We start from the raw sequence: 25,334 nt of genomic DNA, 5'->3' as shown, positions 1-25,334 counted from the left end.
TGGCTCCTGTTTTTTTAACTGTATTTTCTTCGCTCAGATCATCAGGGCAAAGGTTCCGGCCCACACTAAAACAATCACCGAAATGCCCATAAAGAAATATTTCACGTTCATCGCTCCGCGCATCAATAGATACGCCATAAAAAAACAGAGTCCAACTGAGTATAGAGAGCTGAAATCAGACCAGGCCGGAAATAAGAATTATCCCGCTACGTCGATGACACCAGCCCAGAATTCTGTGCGTTCCTATTGCCAGACGGCGCTAATGTACGCCTAAATATGGGGGGTGACAAGAGGCATTTTTTTGTATCATTTCCGTAACTTACGAGTGTCGTGGAACGGCGACAGTATAATTTCGCAGCGTAATAAAACAGGTTGAGCGAAGGTGAGAATGGAAAGTAACGGCGGGTGATTACAGGTGACTGAAAAGGTTAGTTTCTTAGGGAAACTAACCTGATAAAGAGACTAGATATAGAGCGAGGTTTCGCCGACAGGGCGGGTCTTAAAGCGGCGATGCACCCACAGATACTGCTCCGGCGCGCGCATGATTTCGCTTTCGATCACTTTATTAATGTACGTCGCGGCTTCGCGCTCATCCTGTGGGTAATTATGCAGCTCAGGAGAGATAAACAGACGATAGCCAGACTTATCGGCTTTTCTGACCATGGTCACCGTCAGCATCGGCGCACCAGAAAGACGCGAGATAACGAATGTCCCGTTCGTGGTGGCGACATCTTTCACCGCGAAGAACGGGGCGAAACTGCTGCCTTTACGCCCATAATCCTGATCGGGCGCGAACCATACCGCTTCTCCTTTCTTCAGGGCATTCACCAGCCCACGCAGGTTGTTGCGGCTTATCATCGCTTTGTTCGAGCGCATACGGCCACGCGTCTGTACCCATTCCATCAGCAGATTGTTATGCGGGCGATAGGTCGCCATCATGGGCTGGCAAAGACCCATCACGCGGCCACCCAGTTCCAGCGACATAAAATGCACGCCGATCACCATGACGCCACGATTTTGTGCCTGAACCTGTTTCAGGTTTTCCAGCCCTTCAACGTCGAACCATTTACGCACGCGCTCGTCCGGCCAGAACCAGGCCATACCGGTTTCCAGCAGCGCCATTCCGATGGATTTGAAGTTTTCGGCGATCAGCTTCTCGCGCTGTTCGACACTGTAATCAGGAAAACAAAGTTCAAGGTTTCTGCGGGCAATAGACTCCCGACGCTTCAGAAAAACACGGGAAGCGCTGCCTAAACTTGAGCCAAGAATTTGTATAGCGGGGTAGGGCAATTGAACGAGCACCCAAAGCAGGCCAAGGCCAAACCATGTGAGCCAGTAACGTGGGTGTAAAAATGCACTTTCGAATTTGCATTGAGACAAAGTAGTGAACCTATGTGAAGCCAGAGAAGGTAGCGCAAACATTGCGTTACAACGTGCTGATTTAGACCGTAGTTTTGGGTTATCGTTGCAGACCTTACCCAACTTTACGGCGCTGCCAGACCACTTCCGGTACAAGGCGGGCTGCGTAGATTAGCACCCTTATACGCGCTTTTCTATGACTTGTTTTTACTGGAAAAAGGCCGAATCAGGAATCGTTTCAGTTAAGTGTATCTCATGGGGGAAAAGCCGTGGCGGTGGATATTTCATGGGTGGAGCGTGCATTGATCTGGGCAGGAAAGTGTCCCCTGCAGGAATCGAACCTGCAACTAGCCCTTAGGAGGGGCTCGTTATATCCATTTAACTAAGGGGACGAAGCGGCACGAGTATAGCCTCATTTACACAGGGCGTTAAGCGCGATACCGCCTGACTGCTTAAAGTGTCGCCATTTAGTCGATTTTTTTTGGATTCTCGTCCTTGTTTTGTCGGGCTTTTTCCTTTTCCTTCAGCTCGGCCTTACGCTTGTTGGACATGTCGTTGCGGATTTGCGCATGGCTCAACAGGGCGAAAATAAAGGTCCCCCCGCAGATATTTCCTGCCAGTGTCGGCAGCGCGAACGGCCAGAAGAAATCACTCCAGTGCTGGGTGCCGTTAAACACCAGATACAGCACCTCCACCGTCCCAACGACGATGTGGGTGGTATCGCCCAGCGCGATAAGCCAGGTCATCAAGATGATTACCACGATTTTGGCCGCACCCGCAGAGGGGAACATCCAGACCATAGTGGCAATGATCCAGCCTGAGATAATGGCGTTGGCGAACATCTCAGCCGGAGTATTTTTCATCACGTCCATACCGATTTTAATGAATGCGTCCCGGGTGGGTTCATCAAATATCGGCATATATTCGAACGCCCAGGCTGCCACGCCTGTTCCGATAATATTCCCCAGCAGGACCACGCCCCACAGGCGCATCAGAAGGCCAAAATTTCCCCACGTCGGTTTTTGCATCACCGGCAACACCGCCGTCACGGTGTTTTCCGTGAACAGCTGCTGACGCGCCATAATGACGATGACAAAACCAAAGGTGTAACCAAGGTTTTCAAGCAGGAATCCACCCGGAACTCCCTCCAGCTGAACGTGAAAGATTCCTTTTGCGAGCAGGGAGGCCCCCATCGATAATCCGGCGGCGATGGCTGACCAGAACAGTGCCATCGCATCGCGCTCAAGCTCTTTTTCACCGTCCTGACGGATATGCTCGTGGATAGCCATCGCCCGTGAGGGGAGATGGTCTTCATCGACTTCGATTTTGCCACCCCGCTGTTTTTCTTCACTTTCCACTTCCAGCTCATCAGTATGTTTATCAATTTTTTCTGCGTTTAGTTCATCCATCTGGGGCGTCTCGCTTCGTTGTCATTACCATAATCGTAGCGGTTTTCCGGATAATGCCCGTGGGGAAGCTCTTATTTTTCCGGCAATGGCAATAAAGGCGATACATCACCTTCAGACACAGGATAAAATTGCCGACGAAAAGAAATGATAAAGCAGGCTATGCTGAGATCAGAGTGATGGCAGATGGTTGCCTGTCACTGTGTGCGTGGACATCCCGAAACGTGCTGTTACAATCACTTGCACGACTATTCATAGAGCGCCAGGCGCTCTGTCGCGGATGGCAGTCAACGATAGCCATACTAACAGGGAGAAATATATGAAATTTCGGCTGTCGGCGCTTGCGCTGGGCACGACGTTGCTCGTGGGCTGTGCCAGCTCTGGAGAGCAAACGGGGCGCTCCGATCCTTTAGAAGGATTCAACCGATCCATGTATAGCTTTAACTACAACGTGCTGGACCCGTATCTGGTCCGCCCGGTTGCTGTGGCATGGCGTGATTACGTTCCGCAACCTGCTCGTAATGGTTTGAGCAATTTCACCAGTAACCTGGAAGAACCCGCTGTGATGGTGAACTTCTTCCTGCAGGGCGACCCGTATCAGGGGATGGTGCACTTCACTCGTTTCTTCCTGAACAGCTTGTTGGGGATGGGGGGCTTTATTGATGTGGCGGGAATGGCCAATCCGAAGCTGCAGCGTGAACAGCCGCACCGTTTTGGTAGCACGCTGGGCAGTTATGGCGTGGGCTATGGTCCGTATATGCATCTGCCATTCTACGGCAGCTTTACCGTTCGTGACGACGGTGGCGATATGGTCGATACCCTCTATCCGGTGCTCTCTTGGCTGACCTGGCCGCTGTCCATTGGTAAATGGACCGTGGAAGGGATTGAGACGCGCGCTCAGTTGCTGGATTCCGACGGCCTGCTGCGACAGTCTTCCGATCCGTACATTATGGTGCGTGAAGCCTACTTCCAGAATCACGACTTTATTGCCAACGGCGGTAAGCTGAAACCGGAAGACAATCCAAACGCCAAAGCTATCGAGAATGAACTTTCAGAGATAGATAAAGAATAAAAAAAGGTGAGCAAATGCTCACCTTTTTTAATGCCGACGCGATTAGAACGCGTAGTTGAAGTTGGTACCGAACAGCCAGGCTTTACCTTCAGATTTAAAGGTGTACGCAGCAGGGCCTTCACCCTCGGTGAAGCTGACGTTCTGACCGTGCATATAAGAAGCACCCACATCGATAGACGCATCGTCGTTAAACGCATAAGTCATACCGGCGCTCAGCCACAGACGGTCCTGATCCGGGATAGAAATGGAGCGTTTGTCCGCCGGAACCGGGCTGTCATCGAACGCGATACCGGTACGGAAGGTCCAGTTCTTATCGTAGTAGTAGGTCGTACCCAGCGCGATACGATATGCATCTTTGAAGCTTTCATCTTTATAGAACAGCGTCTGACCGTCGTTGCCGGTGGCTTTCAGCTCCTGGAACTGACTCCAGCTGGTGTAGGTCAGGCTGTAGTGGACAGCCCACTGCGGTGCCACGCGGTTATAACCAGACACTTCCCACATTTCTGGCAGGTTCAGCGTCAGCGCGCCGCTCTGGGTTCTGCCGCCGGTGCCCGCTGGCAGACCGGTCAGGCCCATGCTGGCGAAGATGTTGCTCAGGTTCGGGTCAATGGAGCTTTTATAGTCGCCGTCAAAGTCGATTTTCACTTCAGAGCGGTAGGTCAGACCCCAACGGTTGTTTTTATCCAGTTCATAAAGGATACCGGCGTTCCAGCCGAAGCCCCACTCGTCACCCTTAAGGTAGGCAATCTGGTCGTCCGGGGAGTTAATACCGTCCAGCATGGATGGAGGCACCATCCCCTGCAGTTGGCCTGCCAGCAGTGGACCGAGTGAACCCGCATAGCGCTCGATTTTGGCTTTCGCGTAAACCGCATCAAAGCCCACACCGAAGCTCCAGTTGCTGTCCAGACGATACGCGCCGCTCAGGTTGAGGTTGATGGTCTGCAGGTCAGTCTTACCGCCATAAATGCCGGCCGCGTAGCTGTCGTTAAACTCTGTTGCCAGACCATAGTTGGATGTGACGGATGCGCCCCAGCCAAATTGATCGTTGATTGGCATAACAAAGTGCATGTTAGGTACCCACGCCACGGGCGCGATGTTGTCCTGGTTAGCACTCTGTCCGGTTAAATTGGATTTCCCGGTAACGTTCACATCAGGATCGATATAAACGGCACCCATTGAGAAGGTCGGGCGATCAAACATAGTGATCAGCGCCGGGTTACGGCTCACGTTGCCTGCGTCATCGGCAATCGCACCTTCCCCAGAATATGCACGGCCAAGGCCAGAGGAAGAAAATTCGTTAAGCTGGAAGCCCGCTGACCAGGCGGAGGTTGATACGATTGCCACTGCGACTGCCAGCGCAGTCTTTTTGAACAGGGTTTTCTGGCTCATGACCATAACCTCATTGAGTTATTTTTATGCAATATATGTTACATAGAGTAACAGGAGCGCGAAGTGTAGGGTCTGCGGTAACACTTAGAAATCAGACCAGTGGCGAGAGTATAGGTCGGACCAGATGGGATGTTGCAAGTATGTTTCTGAAGTTTTTCAAAGATGTTTTTTGAAACGAGATCTCTGTGGCAAAAATGCGACCACCGGCACTCAGCAGAAAGGGTGATTTTTGCGTTAGATCATTTTTTAGTGTGATAACGGTCACTTATCCCCGTTTGCGCCATTAACGGCTGGAGAGACCCACGGCCAGGGCGTAAAATATCAGCAACGTGTTTATCTCGCGCTGTGCGCGAATGCAGAGGAACTTGAGCTATGAGTAAATGCAGTGCTGATGAAACCCCGGTTTGCTGCTGTATGGATGTCGGTACCATTATGGATAACACCGATTGCACCGCGTCTTACAGCCGCGTATTTAGCAAACGTTCGGATGCAGAAGAAACCTTAGCCGCGCTCACCAAACGCGCGCGCGACGTGGAATCCGATCCCTGTGAAATCAAATCCACCTTCACGGAAGTGGACGGTGGCGTGAAGCTTGATATCGATTTCATCTTTGCGTGTGAAGCTGAAACCCTGATTTTCCAGCTCGGTCTACGTTAATTTCTCCGTAAAGTTGCCGGGTGATTTTTTACTTACCCGACCTACAGTTTCGTAGTCCGGGTAAGGCAAAGACGCGACCCGCAAAAAATACCTCAAATGCCCCTGTGACCCAGGGGCATTTTCTTTTCTTCTCTGTGTCTTAGCTCGCACTTTTTCGCTTCCCCGATTGGCTCTATGTAAAAAAATGGTTAAAACTGTTATCAGGTCAGACCACTTTGCGCTTATGTCATTTACAGGGGACTTTTATGAGTCAGGCACTACCGCTCGTCACCCGCCAGGGTGACCGCATTGCCATTGTCAGCGGATTACGTACTCCGTTTGCACGTCAGGCGACGGCATTTCACGGAATACCGGCTGTCGATCTGGGGAAAATGGTAGTGGGGGAGATGCTGGCTCGCAGCGAAATACCCCCAGAGGTCATCGAACAACTGGTTTTTGGCCAGGTCGTCCAGATGCCGGAAGCACCCAATATCGCCCGCGAAATCGTGCTTGGGACGGGAATGAACGTCCATACCGATGCCTACAGCGTCAGTCGCGCCTGTGCGACCAGCTTCCAGGCCGTCGCTAACGTAGCGGAAAGCCTGATGACCGGCACCATTCGCGCCGGTATTGCAGGCGGGGCCGACTCCTCTTCCGTTCTGCCGATTGGCGTCAGTAAAAAGCTGGCCCGTGTGCTGGTGGACGTCAACAAAGCCCGCACTATGGGGCAGCGTCTCAAACTTTTCTCCCGCCTGCGTCTGCGCGATCTGGCGCCGGTGCCGCCAGCGGTCGCGGAATATTCTACCGGCCTGCGAATGGGCGATACCGCAGAGCAAATGGCGAAAACCTACGGCATTACCCGCGAACAGCAAGATGCCCTGGCGCATCGCTCGCATCAGCGTGCCGCACTGGCGTGGTCCGAGGGAAAACTGGCGGATGAAGTGATGACGGCCTATATCCCGCCGTATCGCGAACCGCTCAGTGAAGATAACAATATTCGTGGCAGTTCGACGCTGGCTGATTATGCAAAATTACGTCCGGCGTTTGACCGCAAGCACGGCACCGTTACGGCGGCGAACAGCACGCCTTTAACCGATGGTGCGGCGGCAGTGATCCTGATGACCGAGTCGCGGGCAAAAGAGCTGGGGCTGGTGCCGCTGGGCTACCTGCGTAGCTACGCCTTTACCGCTATCGATGTCTGGCAGGATATGCTACTGGGGCCGGCCTGGTCCACGCCGCTGGCGCTTGAGCGCGCCGGATTAACGCTGTCTGATTTAACTCTTATCGATATGCATGAGGCTTTTGCCGCGCAGACGCTTGCCAATCTGCAGCTGCTGGCCAGCGAACGCTTTGCCCGCGATGTGCTGGGCCGCGCGCATGCCACGGGCGAAGTGGACGAGAGCAAATTTAACGTGCTGGGCGGATCTATCGCATACGGCCATCCGTTTGCTGCCACCGGCGCACGCATGATTACGCAAACGCTGCATGAGCTTCGCCGTCGCGGCGGAGGTTTTGGTCTGGTCACCGCCTGTGCGGCGGGTGGTCTGGGCGCGGCGATGGTTCTGGAGGCTGAATAATGGAAACCACTTCCGCTTTTGACCTGAAGGTCCGGCTGGACAATATTGCCGTCGTCACCATCGATGTGCCGGGCGAAAAGATGAATACCCTGAAGGCCGAATTCGGCGTTCAGGTGCGCGCGATCCTAAGGCAAATCCGCGAAAACAAAGACATTCGCGGGCTGATTTTTATCTCAGCCAAACCCGATAACTTCATCGCCGGTGCAGATATCAACATGATCGCCCGCGCCAGCAGCGCGCAGGAAGCGGAAGAGCTGGCCCGACAGGGGCAGCAGATCATGGCCGAGATCCACGCATTACCGATCCCGGTGATCGCGGCGATCCACGGCGCCTGCCTGGGCGGCGGCCTGGAGCTGGCGCTGGCGTGTCACAGCCGTATTTGTACAGATGATGCGAAAACCGTACTCGGTCTGCCGGAAGTGCAGCTTGGTCTGCTGCCGGGGTCCGGTGGCACCCAGCGTTTACCGCGTCTGATTGGCGTGAGTACCGCGCTGGAAATGATACTCACCGGTAAACAGCTTCGGCCACGTCAGGCGCTGAAAGCCGGGCTGGTGGACGAAGTGGTTCCCCATTCCATTCTGCTGGACGCGGCCGTTGAGCTGGCATTAAAAGGGCGGCAGACGAGCCGTCATCTGCCGGTTCGCGAGCGTATTCTCGCCGGCCCGCTCGGGCGCGCGCTGCTGTTTAATGTGGTCGGTAAGAAAACGGAACAGAAAACCAAAGGCAACTACCCGGCGACCAAACGCATTCTCGAGGTGATTGAAACCGGCCTGGCACAAGGGAGCAGCAGCGGTTATGCGGCTGAGGCCAAAGCCTTTGGCGAACTGGCGATGACGCCCCAGTCGCAGGCACTGCGCAGCATCTTTTTTGCCAGTACCGACGTAAAAAAAGATCCCGGCAGCGAGGCGTCACCGGCGCCGCTGGCCTCTGTAGGCGTTTTGGGCGGGGGATTGATGGGCGGTGGCATTGCGTTCGTCACGGCCAGCAAAGGTAAATTGCCGGTACGAATCAAAGACATCAACGCAAAGGGCATTAATCACGCGCTGCAATACAGCTGGCAGCTCCTTGATCAGAAGGTTAAACGCCGCCATATCAAAGCCAGTGAACGCGACAGAGAGCTGGCGCTGATTTCAGGCACCACCGACTACAGCGGTTTTCACCATCGTGACCTGGTAATTGAAGCCGTATTTGAAGACCTGGCGCTGAAACAGCAGATGGTCGCCGACGTGGAACAGCACTGCGCGCCGCACACCATTTTTGCCTCGAATACGTCGTCGCTGCCGATTGGCGATATCGCCGCACGTGCCGCGCGACCGGAGCAGGTAATCGGTTTGCACTTCTTTAGCCCGGTAGAAAAAATGCCGCTGGTGGAGGTCATACCTCACGCTTCGACGAACGCTCAAACGGTGGCCACGGTGGTGAAGCTCGCCAAACGGCAGGGCAAAACACCGATTGTGGTGGCCGACAAGGCCGGTTTTTACGTTAACCGCATTCTCGCGCCCTACATTAATGAGGCGATGCGCCTGCTGACGGAAGGCGAGAAAATCGAACACATTGACAATGCGCTGGTCAAGTTTGGTTTTCCAGTTGGCCCAATCCAACTTTTGGATGAGGTTGGAATTGATACAGGCACTAAAATTATACCTGTGCTGGAAGCTGCTTATGGAGAACGTTTTAGCCCGCCTGCAAACATTGTTTCTACGATCTTGAATGATGATCGCAAAGGCAGAAAAAATGGACGGGGCTTCTATCTTTACGCAGTTAAAGGGCGTAAAAGCAAGAAACAGGTCGACCCCTCGGTCTATGGGCTTATTCACGCCAGCGGCCAGGGGAAGTTGTCAGCACAGCAATGCGCTGAGCGCTGCGTCATGATGATGCTCAACGAAGCGGCTCGTTGTTTTGACGAGCAGGTCGTTAAAAGTGCGCGAGACGGCGATATTGGTGCCGTGTTTGGTATCGGTTTTCCACCTTTCCTGGGTGGCCCGTTCCGCTATATGGATAGTCTTGGCGCGGGTGAAGTGGTGGCAATATTGCAGCGTCTGGCTTCGCTTTATGGTCCACGGTTTACGCCGTGTGAACAATTAATGCGCATGGCAGAAAATAACCTGCACTTTTGGCCAGCAGAGGAAACTGACCCCGTAACTTAAGGTCAAACAAGAGTATATCTGACGGTGAATGAACCTGTTTTGGCTATTTTGTAAACAGATATTGACTATACTTACGCCATTAAGGTAAAAAACAGCGTTTCATTCATCAGATGGATCAGGCACAATGCCCGGCCATCGGGTTTTCTACCTTTTTGATCTTTTCGCGGGTAGTGAACGCCGGTGATCCTGGTTAACAAAAGCGGTGCAATATGCAAGTTTTTATCATGCGTCACGGCGACGCGGCACTCGATGCTGCCAGTGACTCTGTTCGTCCTTTGACGACCTGTGGTTGTGACGAATCCCGTCAAATGGCGACCTGGCTCAAAGGCCAAAAAGTGGATATCGATCGTGTGCTGGTGAGTCCGTTCCTGCGGGCCGAACAGACGCTGGATGTGGTAGGGGAGTGTATGAACCTGCCGAAGAGCGTCGATGTTCTTCCCGAGCTTACACCCTGCGGGGATGTGGGTCTCGTCAGCGCGTATCTTCAGGCGCTGTGCAATGAAGGTGTCTCTTCCGCACTGGTGATTTCCCATCTGCCGCTGGTCGGCTACCTGGTGTCTGAACTGTGCCCTGGCGAAACGCCTCCGATGTTCACCACCTCCGCGATTGCCAACGTCACCCTCGACGATGCGGGCAAAGGGGTATTCAACTGGCAAATGAGTCCGTGCAACCTGAAGATGGCAAAAGCTATCTGACGTGACGAATGATCTGGCGGGTAGCCTGTGCCACCCGCCTGCCTGTCAGGGCAGCTCCGGTGGCTGCCACTCTTCTACTTCAATCAACACCAACAGCGCGGCATCTCCGCCGTACTCTTTTGGCGCCTGATGAAAAGCCATCACATGTGGATGCTGAGCCAGCCATAACGGCGTTTGCTGTTTGAGAATATGCTTTCCATGGCCGTGCATCACACAGGTGCAGAATACGTGCTCGCGACGACACGCGGCAATGAGCGCGCCCAGCTCCTGTTTCGCCTGCATTTGCGTCAGGCCATGCAGATCGAGAAACAGCTCCGGCGAATAATCTCCGCGACGTAACTTTTTCAGCTCAAAATGGCTGACATCTTCCCGCACATATTTCACTGCCCCCTGCGTGTTCAGCAGCGGCTGAAATTCGTCTGAAAAATAGTGGCTGTTATCCGCCTGTTCCTGCAGCAGCCGTTTGACCGGCACTTCGGTCACTTTTTTGCGGATCGGGCGGTGGACAATGGTGTCCTGGGTGATTTTGCGCGTCCCGCTCATGAGCTGGCGAAACAGCGTTTGATCCTCCTCGCTAAGCGGCATTTTCTTTTTCATTAGTCCGTCTCATCTCTTATTTCCCTTAGTTTACCTGAGGGAGGCGCAAGCAAAACGCATTTTTTCACCTCTCCCACGCCGTCCCGATGCTGATTTATCGCTGTCTTCATGGCAAACTAGCCGCCGAAAATTATGCAAGCATGCCCTGGAGAGAATAATGGATAAAATATTTGTCGATGAAGCAGTAAACGAACTGCATACCATTCAGGACATGTTGCGTTGGTCCGTCAGTCGTTTTAGCGCCGCCAACATCTGGTACGGCCACGGAACGGACAACCCGTGGGATGAGGCGGTTCAGCTGGTGCTGCCATCCCTGTATCTGCCGCTGGATATCCCTGAAGATATGCGCACCGCGCGTCTGACCTCCAGCGAAAAACACCGTATCGTTGAGCGCGTGATTCGCCGCGTCAACGAGCGTATCCCGGTCGCCTATCTCACCAATAAAGCCTGGTTCTGCGGTCACGAATTTTACGTAGATGAACGTGTGCTGGTGCCGCGCTCGCCGATTGGCGAACTGATCAACAACCACTTTGCAGGCCTGATCGACCACCAACCGCAGCACATTCTGGATATGTGTACGGGCAGCGGCTGTATCGCGATTGCCTGCGCCTATGCCTTCCCGGAAGCGGAAGTGGATGCAGTTGATATCTCCGCCGACGCGCTGGCCGTTACCGAACACAACATCGAAGAGCACGGTTTGATTCACCACGTGACGCCAATCCGCTCCGACCTGTTCCGCGACCTGCCAAAACTGCAATACGATTTGATTGTCACCAATCCGCCGTACGTGGATGCAGAAGACATGTCCGATCTGCCGAACGAATATCGCCACGAGCCGGAACTCGGTCTGGCCTCAGGTTCTGACGGCCTGAAACTGACGCGCCGCATTCTGGCTTGCGCGCCGGATTATCTGACTGACGACGGTATTCTGATTTGTGAAGTCGGTAACAGCATGGTACATCTGATGGAGCAGTATCCGGACGTGCCGTTCACCTGGCTTGAATTCGACAACGGTGGTGAAGGCGTCTTCATGCTGACCAAAGCGCAGCTCATCGCCGCGCGTGAACACTTCAGCATTTACAAAGATTAATCCAACGGGCTTCGGCCCGTTTCACATTGCTCAAACACAGAACAACGACAACGGAGCCGTGATGGCAGGAAACAGTATTGGACAATTATTCCGTGTAACGACTTTCGGCGAATCACACGGTCTGGCGCTGGGTTGCATCGTCGACGGCGTGCCCCCTGGTATCGAACTGACCGAAGCGGATTTACAGCACGATCTCGATCGCCGCCGTCCAGGCACCTCGCGCTACACCACGCAGCGTCGCGAGCCGGACCAGGTCAAAATTCTCTCCGGTGTCTTTGAAGGCCGCACTACTGGCACCAGCATTGGTCTGCTGATTGAAAATACCGATCAGCGCTCGCAGGACTACGGCGCCATTAAAGATGTTTTCCGCCCCGGTCATGCCGATTACACCTACGAACAAAAATACGGTTTTCGCGACTATCGCGGCGGCGGACGCTCATCGGCGCGTGAAACAGCCATGCGCGTGGCGGCGGGCGCTATCGCTAAAAAATATCTGGCTCAAAAATTTGGCATCGTGATTCGCGGCTGCCTGACCCAGATGGGCGACATTCCGCTGGCGATCAAAGACTGGGATCTGGTTGAACAGAATCCGTTCTTCTGCGCGGATGCCGACAAAATTGACGCACTGGACGAACTGATGCGCGGCCTGAAAAAAGAGGGCGACTCCATCGGCGCGAAAGTGACCGTCGTGGCTGACGGCGTTCCGCCGGGCCTGGGTGAGCCGGTCTTCGATCGCCTGGATGCAGATATCGCCCACGCAATGATGAGCATCAATGCGGTGAAAGGCGTGGAAATTGGCGATGGTTTTGACGTGGTGGCGCTGCGCGGCAGCCAGAACCGCGATGAAATCACGAAAGACGGTTTCCAGAGCAATCATGCGGGCGGCATTCTGGGCGGCATCAGCAGTGGTCAGCAGATTGTGGCCAACATCGCACTGAAACCGACCTCCAGCATTACCGTACCGGGGCGCACCATTAACCGCTTCGGCGAAGAAGTTGAGATGATCACCAAAGGGCGTCACGATCCTTGTGTGGGTATCCGTGCGGTGCCGATCGCTGAAGCGATGCTGGCGATTGTGCTAATGGATCATTTCCTGCGCCAGCGCGCGCAGAATGCAGACGTGACGACCACCATTCCACGCTGGTAAACATGAAAAAAACCGCTATTGCTCTGTTGGCTCTGCTTGCCAGCGGAGCCAGTCTGGCAGCCACGCCGTGGCAAAAAATCACCCACCCGATCGCGGGCAGCGCCCAGTCGATCGGCGCGTTTGCTAACGGCTGTATCGTTGGTGCGCAGGATCTGCCGCTGCAATCCGACACCTATCAGGTGATGCGTACCGACCAGCGTCGCTACTTTGGTCATCCGGATCTGGTGCTGTTTATCCAGCGTCTGGGCAATCAGGTGCATAACCTGGGGCTGGGGACGATGTTAATCGGCGATATGGGGATGCCAGCGGGCGGTCGCTTCAATGGCGGACACGCCAGCCATCAGTCCGGTCTGGATGTGGATATTTTCCTGCAACTGCCGAAAACCCGCTGGAGTTCGGCGCAGCTGCTTAAACCCCAGGCGCTGGATCTCGTCGCCCGTGACGGCAAAAGCGTGGTGCCGTCTCTGTGGTCGCCAGATGTCTCCAGCATGATTAAGCTGGCGGCAAAAGATAACGATGTGACGCGTATCTTCGTCAATCCGGCGATCAAGCAGCAGCTCTGTCTGGACGCCGGAACGGATCGTGACTGGCTGCGTAAAGTGCGCCCGTGGTTCCAGCATCGCGCGCATATGCACGTGCGTCTGCGCTGCCCGGCCAACAGCCTCGAATGTGAAGATCAGCCGTTACCGCCGCCGGGAGATGGCTGCGGGGCAGAACTCCAGAGCTGGTTTGAGCCAGCAAAACCTGGAACCACCAAGCCTGAGAAGAAGACACCGCCTCCGTTGCCGCCTTCCTGCCAGGCGCTACTGGATGAGCATGTACTTTAATGGATAATTTCGTCGATCTGTTTATGGTGTCACCGCTGCTGCTGGCGGTGCTGTTTTTTGTTGCGATGCTGGCGGGATTTATCGATGCGCTGGCGGGTGGAGGCGGTCTGCTGACAGTGCCTGCGCTGCTGGCGGCGGGTATGAGCCCGGCCCAGGCGCTGGCGACCAATAAGCTACAGGCCTGCGGCGGCTCGCTCTCTGCCTCCATCTACTTTATTCGCCGTAAAGTGGTCAGTCTTGCCGACCAAAAGCTCAATATTCTGATGACCTTTATCGGCTCCACCAGCGGCGCGCTGCTGGTGCAGCACGTGCAATCGGATATTTTGCGCCAGATTTTGCCGATCCTCGTGATCTGCATTGGTCTCTACTTTTTGCTGATGCCAAAATTAGGGGAAGAGGATCGTCAGCGCCGTCTGCACGGTCTGCCGTTTGCCCTGATTGCGGGCGGCTGCGTCGGTTTTTACGATGGCTTCTTCGGGCCGGGTGCCGGTTCTTTTTATGCCCTGGCGTTTGTGACGCTGGCCGGTTTTAACCTCGCTAAATCCACCGCCCACGCAAAAGTGCTCAACGCCACCTCAAACCTGGGCGGTCTGCTGCTGTTTATCATTGGCGGGAAAGTGATTTGGGCGACTGGCTTTGTGATGATGGTCGGGCAGTTTTTAGGCGCGCGCGTCGGCTCGCGTCTGGTATTGAGCAAAGGGCAAAAACTGATTCGTCCGATGATTGTGATTGTGTCGGCGGTGATGAGTGCCAAACTACTTTATGACAGCCACGGACAGGAGATCCTCCACTGGTTGGGGATGAACTCATGAACAGTACGCATAAATATGAACAGCTGATTGAGATTTTCGACGGCTGTTTTGCGGATGATTTTAATACCCGTCTGATTAAAGGCGACGACGAACCGATCTATCTTCCTGCTGATGCAGATGTGCCATACAACCGAATCGTGTTTGCTCACGGGTTTTATGCCAGCGGTCTGCACGAGATTTCCCACTGGTGTATTGCCGGGAAAGCGCGCCGCGAACTGGTCGATTTCGGTTACTGGTACTGCCCGGACGGGCGAGATGCCACGACGCAAGGGCAGTTTGAAGATGTGGAAGTCAAACCGCAGGCCTTCGACTGGCTATTTTGCGTGGCGGCAGGTTTTCCGTTCAACGTCAGCTGCGACAATCTCGAAGGCGATTGCGAGCCGGATCGTATTACCTTCCAGCGCCGCGTTCACGCGCAGGTGATGGAATATCTTGAGAAAGGCATCCCGGAGCGACCGGCGCGTTTTATCAAGGCACTACAGAATTATTACCACACGCCGGCAATAACGGCGGAATGCTTCCCGTGGCCGGAAGATCTCAACTGAGGAAAAAAGATGATCGCAGAATTTGAATCACGCATCCTGGCGTTAATTGATGACATGGTGGAACACGCCAGTGACGATGAACTGTTTGCCAGCGGTTATCTGCGTGGTCACCTGACGCTTGCTGTTGCCGAGCTGGAAGCGGGCGACGATCACTCACCTGAAGCGGTCCACGCTGAAGTGAGCCGTGGTCTTGAAAAAGCTATTCAGGCGGGCGAGCTTTCTCCACGCGACCAGTCACTGGTGCTGGGGATGTGGGACAATCTGTTCCAGCAGGCTAATCTGAAGTAGTGGCTTTTTGCCCGGTAGCGCTGCGCTTACCGGGCCTCCAAACCTTATCCTACCTTTTTACCCTTCAGTAATTTTCGCACCCACAGCCGATTTGGGTTCAATCCTGCAAGCGTAACACCGTCCATCGGGATCGGCTCATCGCTCATCTGCGACGCCAGAATTTCAGCGGCCAGCGGCGCAGTACACAATCCCCGCGACCCGAGCGCACCGAGCATAAACAGGTTCGGATAGACGGGAGAACGCGCGGCATTCTCTTTGGACTCTGCCAGATCCTGATAGGCCGCAAGCGTCGCGTCGTAGTCCGGCACATTGCCAATCATCGGCAGGTGATCGCGGGTGGCGCACCGCACGCCGCAGCGCGCGTCGCTGCCGCTCACGTCCACCTCTTTCGCCCATTCAGCCTCAGGGAAGCAGTCGATCAAGCGCTGGCGGTTTTGCTGCTGATCCGCTTCGCTGTAGCGAATGTCCGCTTCGCCGCGATGATAGCTGGCTCCGATGCAGTGATGACCGTTGGTCGGGTTTTGCGGCGTCAGATAGCCGTCGTAGCACAAGACCTGACGGAGCTTGCCGAGCTGAGCTGTCGTGGGAATATGGCTCACCTGGCCGCCAACCGGATAGACCGGCAGATTTTCTGTTTGCGGGAAATCGCTGATGCGATGGCCGTTGGTCAGCACCACTCCGGCGTGTCGGGCCTGTGCACCATGGGCAAAACGCAGCTGCCAGTCGCCGTCGATGCGATCCAGGGATTCAAGCTGATGTTCATAATGCACGGTCAGCCCTTGCGACTGGGCCAGCGCAATGACCGCTGCCGTAAGCTGCGCCGGGCAGAGCCAGCCGCCTTGCGGATAGTGAATGCCACCGCAGCCCGTCTCCAGGCCACTTAACGCCTGCACCTGCTCGGCGTCTACGGCTTCTGCGATGTGCGCCGGTAATTCCAGACTCAGCATCTGGTCGATCTTGCGCTGGCTTTTTTCGTCCCAGCCGAGCTGTGTGACGCCGCACCAGGCGTGGTCAAAGGTGACTGGCAGGCTGTCGTAAAGACGCCGGGCAAAGGTAAAGGCGGCCGGGAAAAACTGGCTAAGTGCCGGATCGTGGGCGGTCAGCAGAGGATACAGCGCGCCCTGGCGATTGCCGGAGGCACCCGTGGCGGGGGCGGTATCAGCGCAGTACAACGTCACCTGCCAGCCGCGCTGGAGCAGGGCGAGTGACAGCAGTGCGCTGGCAATACCCCCGCCAATAATCGCCGTTTCACGTTTTTCCGCACCGCTGCGGGCAAACCAGGGAGTGCGTTCAGGCAGGGCAATATCCTGCTCCATCACGCCTGTCAGCATCTCTCGCTTGCGGCCAAATCCTTTGGTTTTGTACATAGTGAAACCGGCGTCCTGCAATCCACGGCGTACGAATCCGGCGGAGGTGAAAGTCGCGAGCGTAGCGCCAGGACGCGCCAGACGCGACATCGCCGCGAACAGATGCGGGCTCCACATGTCCGGGTTTTTCGCGGGAGCAAAGCCATCCAAAAACCAGGCGTCGACTTTTTGATTCAGAGAATCGTCGAGTTTGTCCGTTAGTGCGTTGATATCCCCGAGCCACAAATCCAGTGTCACTTGACCGCCGTCTAACACCAAACGATGACAGCCGCCAATCGGCTGTGGCCACTGGGCCTGCAGCTGTTCGGCCCAGACGCGAAGTTCCGGCCAGTGCTGATTGGCCAGGGTCAGGTCGTGGGCGGTAAGGGGGAATTTCTCGAAACTGATGAAATGTAATCTTTGTAGCGTAGCGTCAGGGTGCGCCGCACGGAACTGAACAAACGCCTGCCAGAGGGTGAGGAAGTTTAATCCGGTGCCAAAACCGCTCTCCGCCACCACAAACTGGCTACGCGGATGGACAGGGAAACGCGCGTTGAGCTGGTTTCCGTCGAGGAAAACATAACGGGTTTCTTCCAGTCCGTTATCATTAGAGAAGTAGACATCGTCGAAATCTCGGGAAACAGGTGTACCCTCAGCGTTGAACTCAAGGTTGGCGGGTTGTATGGCGTTTTGTTTCACGTAAGTTACTCGTCTGACAGGCAGTGGCAGGATCTTAGCGATGTGTGTTCGATGGTGCAAATTTCCACAGAAATTGGCTGATCGGACTTGTTCAGCGTACAAGTGTACGCTATTGTGCGACTCGAAACTTAATATAGTATGACTTACAGAGGTATTGAATGAAACGTGCAGTGATTACTGGCCTGGGCATCGTTTCCAGCATCGGTAACAACCAGCAGGAAGTCCTGGAATCTCTGCGTGAAGGACGCTCGGGGATCACTTTCTCTCAAGAATTCAAAGATTCTGGTATGCGTAGCCACGTGTGGGGTAACGTCAAACTGGACACCACCGGTCTGATTGACCGCAAAGTGGTCCGTTTCATGAATGATGCCTCTATCTACGCTTACCTCTCAATGCAGCAGGCTGTAGAAGATGCTGGATTGAAAGAAGACGTTTATCAGAACAACCCACGCGTGGGCCTGATCGCAGGTTCCGGTGGTTCTTCTAAATCTCAGGTGTTCGGCGCAGACGCAATGCGTAGCCCGCGCGGCCTGAAAGCGGTCGGTCCTTACGTTGTGACCAAAGCGATGGCGTCAGCGGTGTCTGCGTGCCTCGCGACCCCCTTCAAAATCCACGGTGTGAACTACTCCATCAGCTCCGCATGTGCGACCTCCGCACACTGTATCGGCAGCGCGGTTGAGCAGATCCAGTTGGGTAAACAAGACATCGTATTTGCTGGCGGCGGCGAAGAGCTGTGCTGGGAAATGGCGTGTGAATTCGACGCGATGGGCGCACTGTCCACCAAATACAACGAAACGCCAGAAAAAGCGTCCCGTACCTATGATGCGAACCGTGACGGTTTCATCATTGCAGGCGGCGGCGGTATGGTTGTGGTTGAAGAGCTGGAACACGCTCTGGCACGTGGCGCGCACATCTACGCTGAAGTTGTGGGCTACGGTGCGACTTCCGATGGCGCAGACATGGTTGCTCCATCAGGCGAAGGCGCAGTGCGCTGCATGAAGCTGGCGATGAACGGCGTTGATACCCCAATCGATTACCTGAACTCCCACGGTACCTCGACTCCGGTCGGCGACGTGAAAGAGCTGGGTGCAATTCGTGAAGTCTTTGGCGATAACAGCCCGGCGATCTCCGCGACGAAAGCGATGACCGGTCACTCTCTGGGCGCCGCTGGCGTGCAGGAAGCTATCTACTCTCTGCTGATGCTGGAACATGGCTTTATCGCCCCAAGCATTAACGTTGAAGAGCTGGACGAGCAGGCTGCTGGCCTGAACATCGTGACCAAGCCGACTGAGCAAGCGCTGACGACGGTGATGTCCAACAGCTTCGGCTTCGGCGGCACCAACGCCACCCTGGTAATGCGTAAGCTGAAAGCGTAAGTTTTCCGTTGATGAAAAAAAGGAGCCTGATGGCTCCTTTTTTTATGCGTTGACAATTGATTGACTGAAAAGGCAAACTTCGGCTTCAACATTATCACTTTGATAATGCGTAAGCGTTTAACGTCAACCAACGCACCTTAATCCTGATCCTCAGGTAGAGGGGGCGTGGCATTTCCCCGCCTTACTCTTCATTTTCGGAGTAATGCATGACCGCAGTAACCCAAGCAGAAAAAACCTCTTCAGCGAATGTCTCGCTGTTTCGCATCGCCTTCGCGGTGTTTCTTACCTATATGACCGTCGGTCTGCCGCTGCCGGTAATCCCCTTGTTTGTACATCAGGAGCTGGGCTACGGCAATACCCTGGTGGGCGTCGCCGTGGGGATTCAATTCCTGGCGACCGTATTAACCCGTGGCTATGCGGGACGCCTGGCCGATCAGCATGGCGCAAAACGTTCCGCGTTACAGGGCATGTTCGCCTGCGGGCTGGCGGGTGGGGCATGGCTGCTGGCCGCGCTGCTGCCGGTGGACGCCATCTATAAATTCGCACTGCTGATTGTCGGGCGCTTAATTCTCGGTTTTGGCGAAAGCCAGCTGCTGACCGGGACGCTCACCTGGGGTATGGGGCTGGTCGGGCCGACGCGTTCCGGAAAAGTGATGTCCTGGAACGGGATGGCGATCTACGGCGCACTGGCCGCAGGCGCGCCGCTGGGGCTGCTGATCCACAGCCATTTCGGTTTCGCCGTGCTGGCGGGGACGACCATGGTGCTGCCGCTGGTGGCGTGGGCCTTTAACGGCACGGTGCGTAAAGTGCCAGCTCATAAAGGCGATCGCCCGTCGCTGTGGAGCGTGGTCGGTCAAATCTGGAAGCCGGGCCTCGGTCTGGCGCTGCAGGGCGTTGGATTTGCCGTGATTGGTACCTTTGTCTCGCTCTACTTCATGAGCCGGGGCTGGGCAATGGCCGGTTTCACCCTAACCGCATTCGGTGGGGCCTTTGTGCTGATGCGCGTGCTGTTCGGCTGGATGCCGGACCGTTTTGGTGGCGTAAAAGTGGCAGTAGTTTCGCTAATGATTGAGACCCTCGGCCTGCTGCTGTTGTGGCAGGCACCGGTGGCGTGGATTGCGTTGCTGGGCGCGGCGTTAACCGGCTGCGGCTGCTCGCTCATCTTCCCGGCGCTCGGCGTCGAGGTGGTGAAACGCGTGGCACCGCAGGTTCGTGGAACTGCACTTGGCGGCTATGCGGCATTCCAGGATATCTCGTACGGTATCACCGGCCCGCTGGCAGGGGTACTGGCGACGTCGTTCGGCTATCCGTCGGTGTTTCTGGCAGGGGCCGTCTCGGCAGTGGTGGGGATAGTAGTAACGGTTATCGCATTCCGGAAGCAGTAAACGTCATTGACGGGTAACCCGACCGGCAAAGTCCGTAATTTAGCAGGTCGGGTGGCAGATGCTTCGGCTCAGGCAACCAGCCAGAACAACGCCAGCGCCACCATCAGCGCGATAAACATCAGGCCGGGGCGGGCAGACATCGATTTTATGGTGTCCACCACCGGGGCGAACAGCGGGCTGTAGATTGGCTGAATATTGCGCGCTTCTGGCACACCGCCGTCACGTTCGGCGCGGCGGATAAAGATCTGGTTCAGTAAATCCTGAATCTGGGCGGGGGTCAGTACCGTCTGCGGCGTAACCTGCCAGTTCTGCTGCGCATATTCACGCACCGCTTCAAATTCTCGTGATTCCAGCGGCTGTTTAAGCGCCGCCTGCAGGGTATGCAGCGTGGGCGCGCTTTGGGTACTCAACGTCTGACGCGCCTGAAGCCAGGTCACCAGATGGGTAAACTGTTTCGCCGGGATCAGCTCACCGGCTTTCACGCCGGAAAGTTCCAGCATGGATTGCCAGATAAGCTTGTTTGACTCGCCCGTGGCAGCAGCCAGCCGGGTGACCATCTGCTTGAGAGTATTATGCTCAGCAGGCTGCAGAGGGCGCTCCGTCGCCGGGCGTTGCTGCGGCTGCGGAATAGAGAGCTGATTGCTCTGTAACAGCGTGAGCACCGTTCTCAACTGGTCCGGTGTGAGCTGGCTCAGGGCCGTCTGACCAAACTGCTGGCGGATAAAATCACTCACCGCCTGACGATTATTCCCCTGGCCTAACAGTTCGGTGAGCTGTGACACCATCTGGCGGGTGGTGTGATTTTGCTGCGCGGTATTCAGGCGCAGATTCAGGTTTTGCTCGGCGGCAGGGAAGTGACGCGATAACAGCGGCGTGTCGTTTTTCAGCCCCAAATCATGTTTCACTCCCGCCCACACCTCCGCGTTCTGTTGCGACGTAAGCGCAACCAGGCGGGTGATCAGTCGCTCCAGCACCGTGCGCTGCTGCGTCGATAACGGCTGTTCGCCGATGGCGGAAGGTGTTACTGGGCCTTCACCGGGAGGGCGCGGCGGCGTACCTGAAATGGGCTGCATCGTCAAAATCCTTAAAGTCATTACTCACCGTAAACCAGGCAAAGCGTTCGGGTATGCCTGGTGGCGAGATTATGGCACACTTGGCCGGTTAACTTCCTCTCAAACAGGTACTCTGTCGTGAAAATCCTCGTTGATGAAAATATGCCTTACGCCCGTGAGCTGTTTAGCCGCCTGGGCGACGTTAAGGCCGTTCCCGGTCGTCCCATTCCCCTTGAAGAACTCACCGATGCTGACGCCCTGATGGTGCGCTCGGTCACCAAAGTGAATGAGGCGCTGCTGTCGGGTAAAAACGTCAAATTTGTAGGGACAGCGACGGCGGGAACCGATCACGTAGACGATGCCTGGCTGGCACAGGCCGGTATCGGATTCTCGGCCGCGCCGGGCTGCAACGCTATCGCCGTGGTGGAATACGTTTTCTCTTCACTGTTGATGCTGGGCGAGCGCGACGGCTTTGCGCTGAAAGATCGCACGGTGGGTATTGTTGGCGTCGGTAACGTCGGCGGGCGGTTGCAAAAACGTCTGGAAGCCCTCGGTATCCGCACCTTGCTGTGCGATCCCCCACGCGCCGATCGCGGTGATGAAGGCGACTTCCGCGCGCTGGATGAACTGGTCGAGCAGGCGGATGTGATCACCTTCCATACGCCGCTGTTTAAAGACGGACCGTACAAATCCCTGCATCTGGCCGATGAGGCGTTAATTCGCCGCCTGAAGCCTGGCACTATTCTGATAAATGCCTGCCGTGGCCCGGTGGTGGATAACACTGCGCTGCTGAAATGTCTGGAAGAGGGGCAGGATCTGAGCGTGGTGCTGGATGTCTGGGAGCCGGAGCCGGATCTCAACGTGGCGCTGCTGAATCGCGTGGATGTCGCTACCGCGCACATCGCGGGCTATACGCTTGAAGGCAAAGCGCGCGGGACGACGCAGGTATTTGAAGCCTATAGCGCTTTTATCGGCCAGGCGCAGCAGGTGGCGCTGGATACACTGCTGCCTGCGCCGGAATTTGGCCGCATTACGCTGCACGGTCCGCTTGATGAGTCTTCGCTAAAAAGGCTGGTGCATTTAGTGTATGATGTGCGCCGCGATGACGCGCTGCTGCGAAAAGTGGCCGGCATTCCGGGTGAATTCGACCGGCTTCGCAAGAATTATCTTGAGCGCCGTGAGTGGTCCTCCCTGTATGTCATCTGTGACGACGCCGATGCGGCGGCGTTGCTGAATAAACTGGGTTTTACTGCCACGCATAACCCGGCGCGTTAATGTTTTCCTCATGCTCTCTGCCGGATAATCTGGCAGGGACGCTGTTTCATTTCTGGAGTAAACCACCATGTCTGAAGGCTGGAATATTGCCGTACTGGGTGCCACTGGCGCTGTGGGCGAAGCCCTGCTCGAAACACTTGCGGAGCGTCAGTTCCCGGTGGGAGAAATCTATGCTCTGGCACGCGCCGAAAGCGCGGGCACCTCTCTGCGCTACGAAGGTAAAACCGTTCGCGCGCAGGACGTAGCTGAATTTGACTGGACGCAGGTGCAACTGGCGTTCTTTGCGGCAGGCGTTGAAGCCTCGGCGACTTACGCTGAAGAAGCGGCGAACGCTGGTTGCCTGGTGATCGACCTGAGCGGTCTGTTTGCCCTCGAGCCTGACGTGCCGCTGGTGGTGCCGGACGTGAACCCGTTCGTGCTGGCCGACTACCGCAACCGCAACATTATTGCTGTCCCTGACAGCCTGACCAGCCAACTGCTGACGGCACTGAAACCGCTGATCGACGACGGTGGTCTGTCGCGCATTAGCGTAACCAGTCTGCTTTCTGTTTCCGCGCAGGGCAAAAAAGCGGTCGACGCGCTGGCAGGGCAGAGCGCGAAACTGCTGAACGGTATCCCGGTGGACGATGACGACTTCTTCGGTCGCCAGTTGGCTTTCAACCTGATGCCAATGCTTGCCGATCGTGATGGCAGCGTGCGCGAAGAGCGTCGTATTGTCGACGAAACCCGCAAAATTTTGCAGGACGACGGCCTGATGATCTCTGCCAGCTGCGTGCGTTCCCCGGTCTTCTACGGGCACGCGCAGATGGTGAGCTTTGAGGCTCTGCGCCCGCTGGCGGCGGAAGAGGCGCGCTATGCGTTTGAGCGCGGCGAAGATATCTCCCTCAGCGAAGAGACAGAGTTCCCGACCCAGGTGGGCGATGCGACGGGTAACGCGCGTCTCTCCATCGGTTGCGTGCGTAACGACTACGGGATGCCTGAACAGGTGCAGTTCTGGTCTGTGGCGGACAACGTCCGTTTCGGCGGCGCGCTGATGGCGGTTAAAATCGCTGAGAAGCTGGTGCAGGAGTATCTGTAAGGATGTCTGAAGTGGAGCAAAAGCCAGTCCATAGAATTGCCCTCGGAATAGAATACGACGGCAGCAAATATTATGGCTGGCAGCGTCAGAATGAAGTGCGCAGCGTTCAGGAAAAGCTGGAAAAAGCGCTCTCTCAGGTGGCGAACGAACCGATCAACGTGCTGTGTGCCGGTCGTACCGATGCGGGCGTTCACGGCACGGGCCAGGTGGTGCATTTCGAAACCACTGCGGTGCGTAAAGACGCGGCCTGGACGCTCGGCGTAAATGCGAATTTGCCTGGTGACATCGCGGTGCGTTGGGTCAAAGATGTGCCCGATGATTTTCACGCGCGCTTTAGTGCCACGGCGCGTCGCTACCGTTACATCATCTACAACCAGCGTCTGCGTCCGGCGGTGTTAAGCCAGGGCGTGACCCATTTTTATGAGCCGCTGGATGCAGAGCGTATGCACCGTGCCGCGCAGCAGTTGCTCGGCGAAAATGACTTTACCTCGTTTCGTGCGGTTCAGTGCCAGTCGCGCACCCCGTGGCGAAACGTGATGCACATTAACGTCAGTCGTTATGGCGCGTATGTGGTGGTGGACATCAAAGCAAATGCCTTTGTACATCATATGGTGCGGAATATCGTTGGCAGCCTGATGGAAGTAGGCGCCGGACACCAGCCGGAGAGCTGGATTGCAGAACTGCTGGCAGCGAAGGACAGAACGCTTGCGGCAGCAACGGCGAAAGCGGAAGGGCTGTATCTGGTCTCGGTGGATTATCCGGATCGGTTTGACCTTCCAAAACCGCCAATGGGCCCGCTGTTTTTAGCGGACTAACGCAGTTGCAATTAAGGCTTAGACAATATGGACTTAATACGATTTCTCATTGATTTCATCCTGCATATCGATGTTCATCTGGCGGAGCTGGTCGCGCAGTACGGCGTCTGGGTGTATGCCATTCTGTTTCTGATTTTGTTCTGTGAAACCGGCCTGGTCGTCACGCCGTTTTTGCCGGGCGATTCGCTGCTGTTTGTCGCGGGCGCGCTCTCTGCGCTGCCGACCAACGATCTCAACGTTCACCTGATGGTGTTGCTGATGATTATTGCGGCTATCGTCGGCGATGCGGTGAACTACACTATTGGGCGGGTATTCGGTGAACGGCTTTTCAGTAATCCGAACTCGAAGATTTTCCGTCGCAGCTATTTAGATAAAACGCACGCGTTCTACGAACGTCATGGTGGCAAAACCATCATTCTGGCGCGTTTTGTGCCGATCGTCCGCACCTTTGCACCGTTTGTGGCAGGTATGGGGCATATGTCCTATCGTCATTTCGCGGCGTATAACGTAATTGGCGCGCTGCTGTGGGTGCTGCTGTTTACCTACGCGGGCTACCTGTTTGGCGATCTGCCTATTGTGCAGGAAAATCTTAAGTTACTGATTGTTGCCATTATTGTGCTCTCAGTCTTGCCGGGGGTGATCGAAATTATTCGTCACAAACGCGCGGCGGCTAAGCAAGCGAAATAAAGACGCATTTGCGGTTCGACCACTTTTTTATCCA

Annotated in this window: 24 protein-coding genes and 1 tRNA gene; 17 read left to right on the top strand and 8 right to left on the bottom strand. The window is 55.6% G+C overall.

The genetic code is table 11. The annotated features are described in order from the left end of the window. Positions 1–33 precede the first annotated feature (33 nt). From ypdK to C0560_RS14465, 4 genes are all read right to left on the bottom strand, one after another. Positions 34–105 (bottom strand): membrane protein YpdK, encoded by a 72-nt coding sequence (gene ypdK, locus C0560_RS14480; RefSeq protein WP_099458937.1) that lies wholly within the window; start codon positions 103–105, stop codon positions 34–36. A gap of 357 nt (positions 106–462) precedes the next feature. Then, the gene (gene lpxP / locus C0560_RS14475) at positions 463–1,422 is read right to left on the bottom strand and encodes a kdo(2)-lipid IV(A) palmitoleoyltransferase (protein ID WP_100779400.1); all 960 of its coding nucleotides are present in this window, start codon (positions 1,420–1,422) and stop codon (positions 463–465) included. A 257-nt stretch (positions 1,423–1,679) separates the two neighbouring features. Continuing rightward, a tRNA-Arg gene (locus tag C0560_RS14470) sits at positions 1,680–1,751 on the bottom strand. Positions 1,752–1,826: 75 nt separating this feature from the next. Then, positions 1,827–2,768, bottom strand: a complete 942-nt coding sequence (locus tag C0560_RS14465; protein WP_100779401.1) for a formate/nitrite transporter family protein — start codon at positions 2,766–2,768, stop codon at positions 1,827–1,829. Positions 2,769–3,084: 316 nt separating this feature from the next. Between C0560_RS14465 and mlaA the strand changes: the two genes are divergently transcribed. Then, a complete protein-coding gene (mlaA, locus tag C0560_RS14460; RefSeq protein WP_100779402.1) occupies positions 3,085–3,837 on the top strand; it encodes a phospholipid-binding lipoprotein MlaA in 753 nt (250 codons plus the stop codon). A 42-nt stretch (positions 3,838–3,879) separates the two neighbouring features. On the opposite strand, the gene fadL is transcribed toward mlaA, so the two are convergent. Further along, positions 3,880–5,226, bottom strand: a complete 1,347-nt coding sequence (gene fadL / locus C0560_RS14455) for a long-chain fatty acid transporter FadL (RefSeq protein ID WP_100779403.1) — start codon at positions 5,224–5,226, stop codon at positions 3,880–3,882. Positions 5,227–5,598: 372 nt separating this feature from the next. Here fadL and C0560_RS14450 point away from each other — a divergent pair, with 372 nt between their 5' ends. The 4 genes from C0560_RS14450 to sixA all read left to right on the top strand — a co-directional run bounded on the left by C0560_RS14450 (position 5,599) and on the right by sixA (position 10,281). Continuing rightward, positions 5,599–5,883 (top strand): YfcZ/YiiS family protein, encoded by a 285-nt coding sequence (locus tag C0560_RS14450; RefSeq protein WP_100779404.1) that lies wholly within the window; start codon positions 5,599–5,601, stop codon positions 5,881–5,883. Positions 5,884–6,128: 245 nt separating this feature from the next. After that, on the top strand, positions 6,129–7,439 hold the full coding sequence (gene fadI / locus C0560_RS14445; RefSeq protein ID WP_100779405.1) for an acetyl-CoA C-acyltransferase FadI: 1,311 nt from the start codon (positions 6,129–6,131) through the stop codon (positions 7,437–7,439). Beyond that, positions 7,439–9,586, top strand: coding sequence for a fatty acid oxidation complex subunit alpha FadJ (gene fadJ / locus C0560_RS14440; protein ID WP_123427164.1), 2,148 nt, complete (start codon positions 7,439–7,441; stop codon positions 9,584–9,586). Before fadI ends, fadJ begins: the two co-directional genes overlap by 1 nt. 209 nt (positions 9,587–9,795) lie before the next feature. Continuing rightward, entirely contained in the window at positions 9,796–10,281 is a 486-nt protein-coding gene (gene sixA / locus C0560_RS14435) for a phosphohistidine phosphatase SixA (RefSeq protein ID WP_100779407.1), read from the top strand. Positions 10,282–10,326: 45 nt separating this feature from the next. On the opposite strand, the gene smrB is transcribed toward sixA, so the two are convergent. Continuing rightward, positions 10,327–10,878 carry an endonuclease SmrB gene (gene smrB / locus C0560_RS14430; RefSeq protein WP_095282796.1) on the bottom strand — a complete coding sequence of 184 codons (552 nt, stop codon included), beginning with the start codon at positions 10,876–10,878 and terminating at the stop codon, positions 10,327–10,329. Positions 10,879–11,035: 157 nt separating this feature from the next. Here smrB and prmB point away from each other — a divergent pair, with 157 nt between their 5' ends. From prmB to C0560_RS14400, 6 genes are all read left to right on the top strand, one after another. Next, complete coding sequence (gene prmB / locus C0560_RS14425; protein WP_102104928.1) at positions 11,036–11,968, top strand: 50S ribosomal protein L3 N(5)-glutamine methyltransferase; 933 nt, start codon at positions 11,036–11,038, stop codon at positions 11,966–11,968. Between the two features lie 61 nt (positions 11,969–12,029). Further along, positions 12,030–13,115, top strand: a complete 1,086-nt coding sequence (gene aroC, locus C0560_RS14420) for a chorismate synthase (protein WP_248858833.1) — start codon at positions 12,030–12,032, stop codon at positions 13,113–13,115. A gap of 2 nt (positions 13,116–13,117) precedes the next feature. Beyond that, entirely contained in the window at positions 13,118–13,942 is an 825-nt protein-coding gene (gene mepA / locus C0560_RS14415; RefSeq protein ID WP_100779410.1) for a penicillin-insensitive murein endopeptidase, read from the top strand. Further along, positions 13,942–14,754, top strand: a complete 813-nt coding sequence (locus tag C0560_RS14410; RefSeq protein ID WP_129035536.1) for a sulfite exporter TauE/SafE family protein — start codon at positions 13,942–13,944, stop codon at positions 14,752–14,754. Before mepA ends, C0560_RS14410 begins: the two co-directional genes overlap by 1 nt. Continuing rightward, positions 14,751–15,299 carry an elongation factor P hydroxylase gene (locus C0560_RS14405; RefSeq protein WP_248858831.1) on the top strand — a complete coding sequence of 183 codons (549 nt, stop codon included), beginning with the start codon at positions 14,751–14,753 and terminating at the stop codon, positions 15,297–15,299. Before C0560_RS14410 ends, C0560_RS14405 begins: the two co-directional genes overlap by 4 nt. 9 nt (positions 15,300–15,308) lie before the next feature. Then, entirely contained in the window at positions 15,309–15,587 is a 279-nt protein-coding gene (locus tag C0560_RS14400; RefSeq protein WP_100779413.1) for a YfcL family protein, read from the top strand. Between the two features lie 44 nt (positions 15,588–15,631). On the opposite strand, the gene mnmC is transcribed toward C0560_RS14400, so the two are convergent. Further along, entirely contained in the window at positions 15,632–17,632 is a 2,001-nt protein-coding gene (gene mnmC / locus C0560_RS14395) for a bifunctional tRNA (5-methylaminomethyl-2-thiouridine)(34)-methyltransferase MnmD/FAD-dependent 5-carboxymethylaminomethyl-2-thiouridine(34) oxidoreductase MnmC (protein ID WP_248858828.1), read from the bottom strand. 158 nt (positions 17,633–17,790) lie between these two features. Here mnmC and fabB point away from each other — a divergent pair, with 158 nt between their 5' ends. Together fabB and C0560_RS14385 are read left to right on the top strand one after the other, a co-directional pair. Continuing rightward, entirely contained in the window at positions 17,791–19,008 is a 1,218-nt protein-coding gene (fabB, locus tag C0560_RS14390; RefSeq protein WP_100779415.1) for a beta-ketoacyl-ACP synthase I, read from the top strand. A 206-nt stretch (positions 19,009–19,214) separates the two neighbouring features. Next, positions 19,215–20,393, top strand: a complete 1,179-nt coding sequence (locus tag C0560_RS14385; protein WP_129035534.1) for an MFS transporter — start codon at positions 19,215–19,217, stop codon at positions 20,391–20,393. Between the two features lie 68 nt (positions 20,394–20,461). Here C0560_RS14385 and flk read toward each other — a convergent pair whose 3' ends face one another. Further along, positions 20,462–21,466: a flagella biosynthesis regulator Flk gene (gene flk, locus C0560_RS14380; protein WP_248858826.1), complete on the bottom strand. Its 1,005-nt coding sequence runs from the start codon at positions 21,464–21,466 to the stop codon at positions 20,462–20,464. Between the two features lie 117 nt (positions 21,467–21,583). On the opposite strand from flk, the gene pdxB reads away from it, so the two are divergent. From pdxB to C0560_RS14360, 4 genes are all read left to right on the top strand, one after another. Then, on the top strand, positions 21,584–22,720 hold the full coding sequence (pdxB, locus tag C0560_RS14375) for a 4-phosphoerythronate dehydrogenase PdxB (protein ID WP_194513060.1): 1,137 nt from the start codon (positions 21,584–21,586) through the stop codon (positions 22,718–22,720). A gap of 67 nt (positions 22,721–22,787) precedes the next feature. Beyond that, positions 22,788–23,798 carry an aspartate-semialdehyde dehydrogenase gene (locus C0560_RS14370; protein ID WP_107703175.1) on the top strand — a complete coding sequence of 337 codons (1,011 nt, stop codon included), beginning with the start codon at positions 22,788–22,790 and terminating at the stop codon, positions 23,796–23,798. A gap of 2 nt (positions 23,799–23,800) precedes the next feature. Then, positions 23,801–24,613 (top strand): tRNA pseudouridine(38-40) synthase TruA, encoded by an 813-nt coding sequence (gene truA / locus C0560_RS14365; protein WP_107703176.1) that lies wholly within the window; start codon positions 23,801–23,803, stop codon positions 24,611–24,613. Positions 24,614–24,640: 27 nt separating this feature from the next. Further along, the gene (locus C0560_RS14360) at positions 24,641–25,300 is read left to right on the top strand and encodes a DedA family protein (RefSeq protein WP_102104918.1); all 660 of its coding nucleotides are present in this window, start codon (positions 24,641–24,643) and stop codon (positions 25,298–25,300) included. Positions 25,301–25,334: the final 34 nt, after the last annotated feature.

It is taken from the genome of Lelliottia sp. AC1, assembly GCF_023278595.1.
Lineage (GTDB): Bacteria > Pseudomonadota > Gammaproteobacteria > Enterobacterales > Enterobacteriaceae > Enterobacter > Enterobacter nimipressuralis.
This window is presented reverse-complemented; position numbering and strand designations above follow the sequence as displayed.

Excerpts from the sequence above, each read along its gene's own strand:
- lpxP (WP_100779400.1), bottom strand. The coding sequence starts at position 1,422 with ATGTTTGCGCTACCTTCTCTGGCTTCACATAGGTTCACTACTTTGTCT.
- C0560_RS14465 (WP_100779401.1), bottom strand. The coding sequence starts at position 2,768 with ATGGATGAACTAAACGCAGAAAAAATTGATAAACATACTGATGAGCTG.
- mlaA (WP_100779402.1), top strand. The coding sequence starts at position 3,085 with ATGAAATTTCGGCTGTCGGCGCTTGCGCTGGGCACGACGTTGCTCGTG.
- fadL (WP_100779403.1), bottom strand. The coding sequence starts at position 5,226 with ATGAGCCAGAAAACCCTGTTCAAAAAGACTGCGCTGGCAGTCGCAGTG.
- C0560_RS14450 (WP_100779404.1), top strand. The coding sequence starts at position 5,599 with ATGAGTAAATGCAGTGCTGATGAAACCCCGGTTTGCTGCTGTATGGAT.
- fadI (WP_100779405.1), top strand. The coding sequence starts at position 6,129 with ATGAGTCAGGCACTACCGCTCGTCACCCGCCAGGGTGACCGCATTGCC.
- fadJ (WP_123427164.1), top strand. The coding sequence starts at position 7,439 with ATGGAAACCACTTCCGCTTTTGACCTGAAGGTCCGGCTGGACAATATT.
- sixA (WP_100779407.1), top strand. The coding sequence starts at position 9,796 with ATGCAAGTTTTTATCATGCGTCACGGCGACGCGGCACTCGATGCTGCC.
- smrB (WP_095282796.1), bottom strand. The coding sequence starts at position 10,878 with ATGAAAAAGAAAATGCCGCTTAGCGAGGAGGATCAAACGCTGTTTCGC.
- prmB (WP_102104928.1), top strand. The coding sequence starts at position 11,036 with ATGGATAAAATATTTGTCGATGAAGCAGTAAACGAACTGCATACCATT.
- aroC (WP_248858833.1), top strand. The coding sequence starts at position 12,030 with ATGGCAGGAAACAGTATTGGACAATTATTCCGTGTAACGACTTTCGGC.
- mepA (WP_100779410.1), top strand. The coding sequence starts at position 13,118 with ATGAAAAAAACCGCTATTGCTCTGTTGGCTCTGCTTGCCAGCGGAGCC.
- C0560_RS14410 (WP_129035536.1), top strand. The coding sequence starts at position 13,942 with ATGGATAATTTCGTCGATCTGTTTATGGTGTCACCGCTGCTGCTGGCG.
- C0560_RS14405 (WP_248858831.1), top strand. The coding sequence starts at position 14,751 with ATGAACAGTACGCATAAATATGAACAGCTGATTGAGATTTTCGACGGC.
- C0560_RS14400 (WP_100779413.1), top strand. The coding sequence starts at position 15,309 with ATGATCGCAGAATTTGAATCACGCATCCTGGCGTTAATTGATGACATG.
- fabB (WP_100779415.1), top strand. The coding sequence starts at position 17,791 with ATGAAACGTGCAGTGATTACTGGCCTGGGCATCGTTTCCAGCATCGGT.
- C0560_RS14385 (WP_129035534.1), top strand. The coding sequence starts at position 19,215 with ATGACCGCAGTAACCCAAGCAGAAAAAACCTCTTCAGCGAATGTCTCG.
- flk (WP_248858826.1), bottom strand. The coding sequence starts at position 21,466 with ATGCAGCCCATTTCAGGTACGCCGCCGCGCCCTCCCGGTGAAGGCCCA.
- C0560_RS14370 (WP_107703175.1), top strand. The coding sequence starts at position 22,788 with ATGTCTGAAGGCTGGAATATTGCCGTACTGGGTGCCACTGGCGCTGTG.
- truA (WP_107703176.1), top strand. The coding sequence starts at position 23,801 with ATGTCTGAAGTGGAGCAAAAGCCAGTCCATAGAATTGCCCTCGGAATA.
- C0560_RS14360 (WP_102104918.1), top strand. The coding sequence starts at position 24,641 with ATGGACTTAATACGATTTCTCATTGATTTCATCCTGCATATCGATGTT.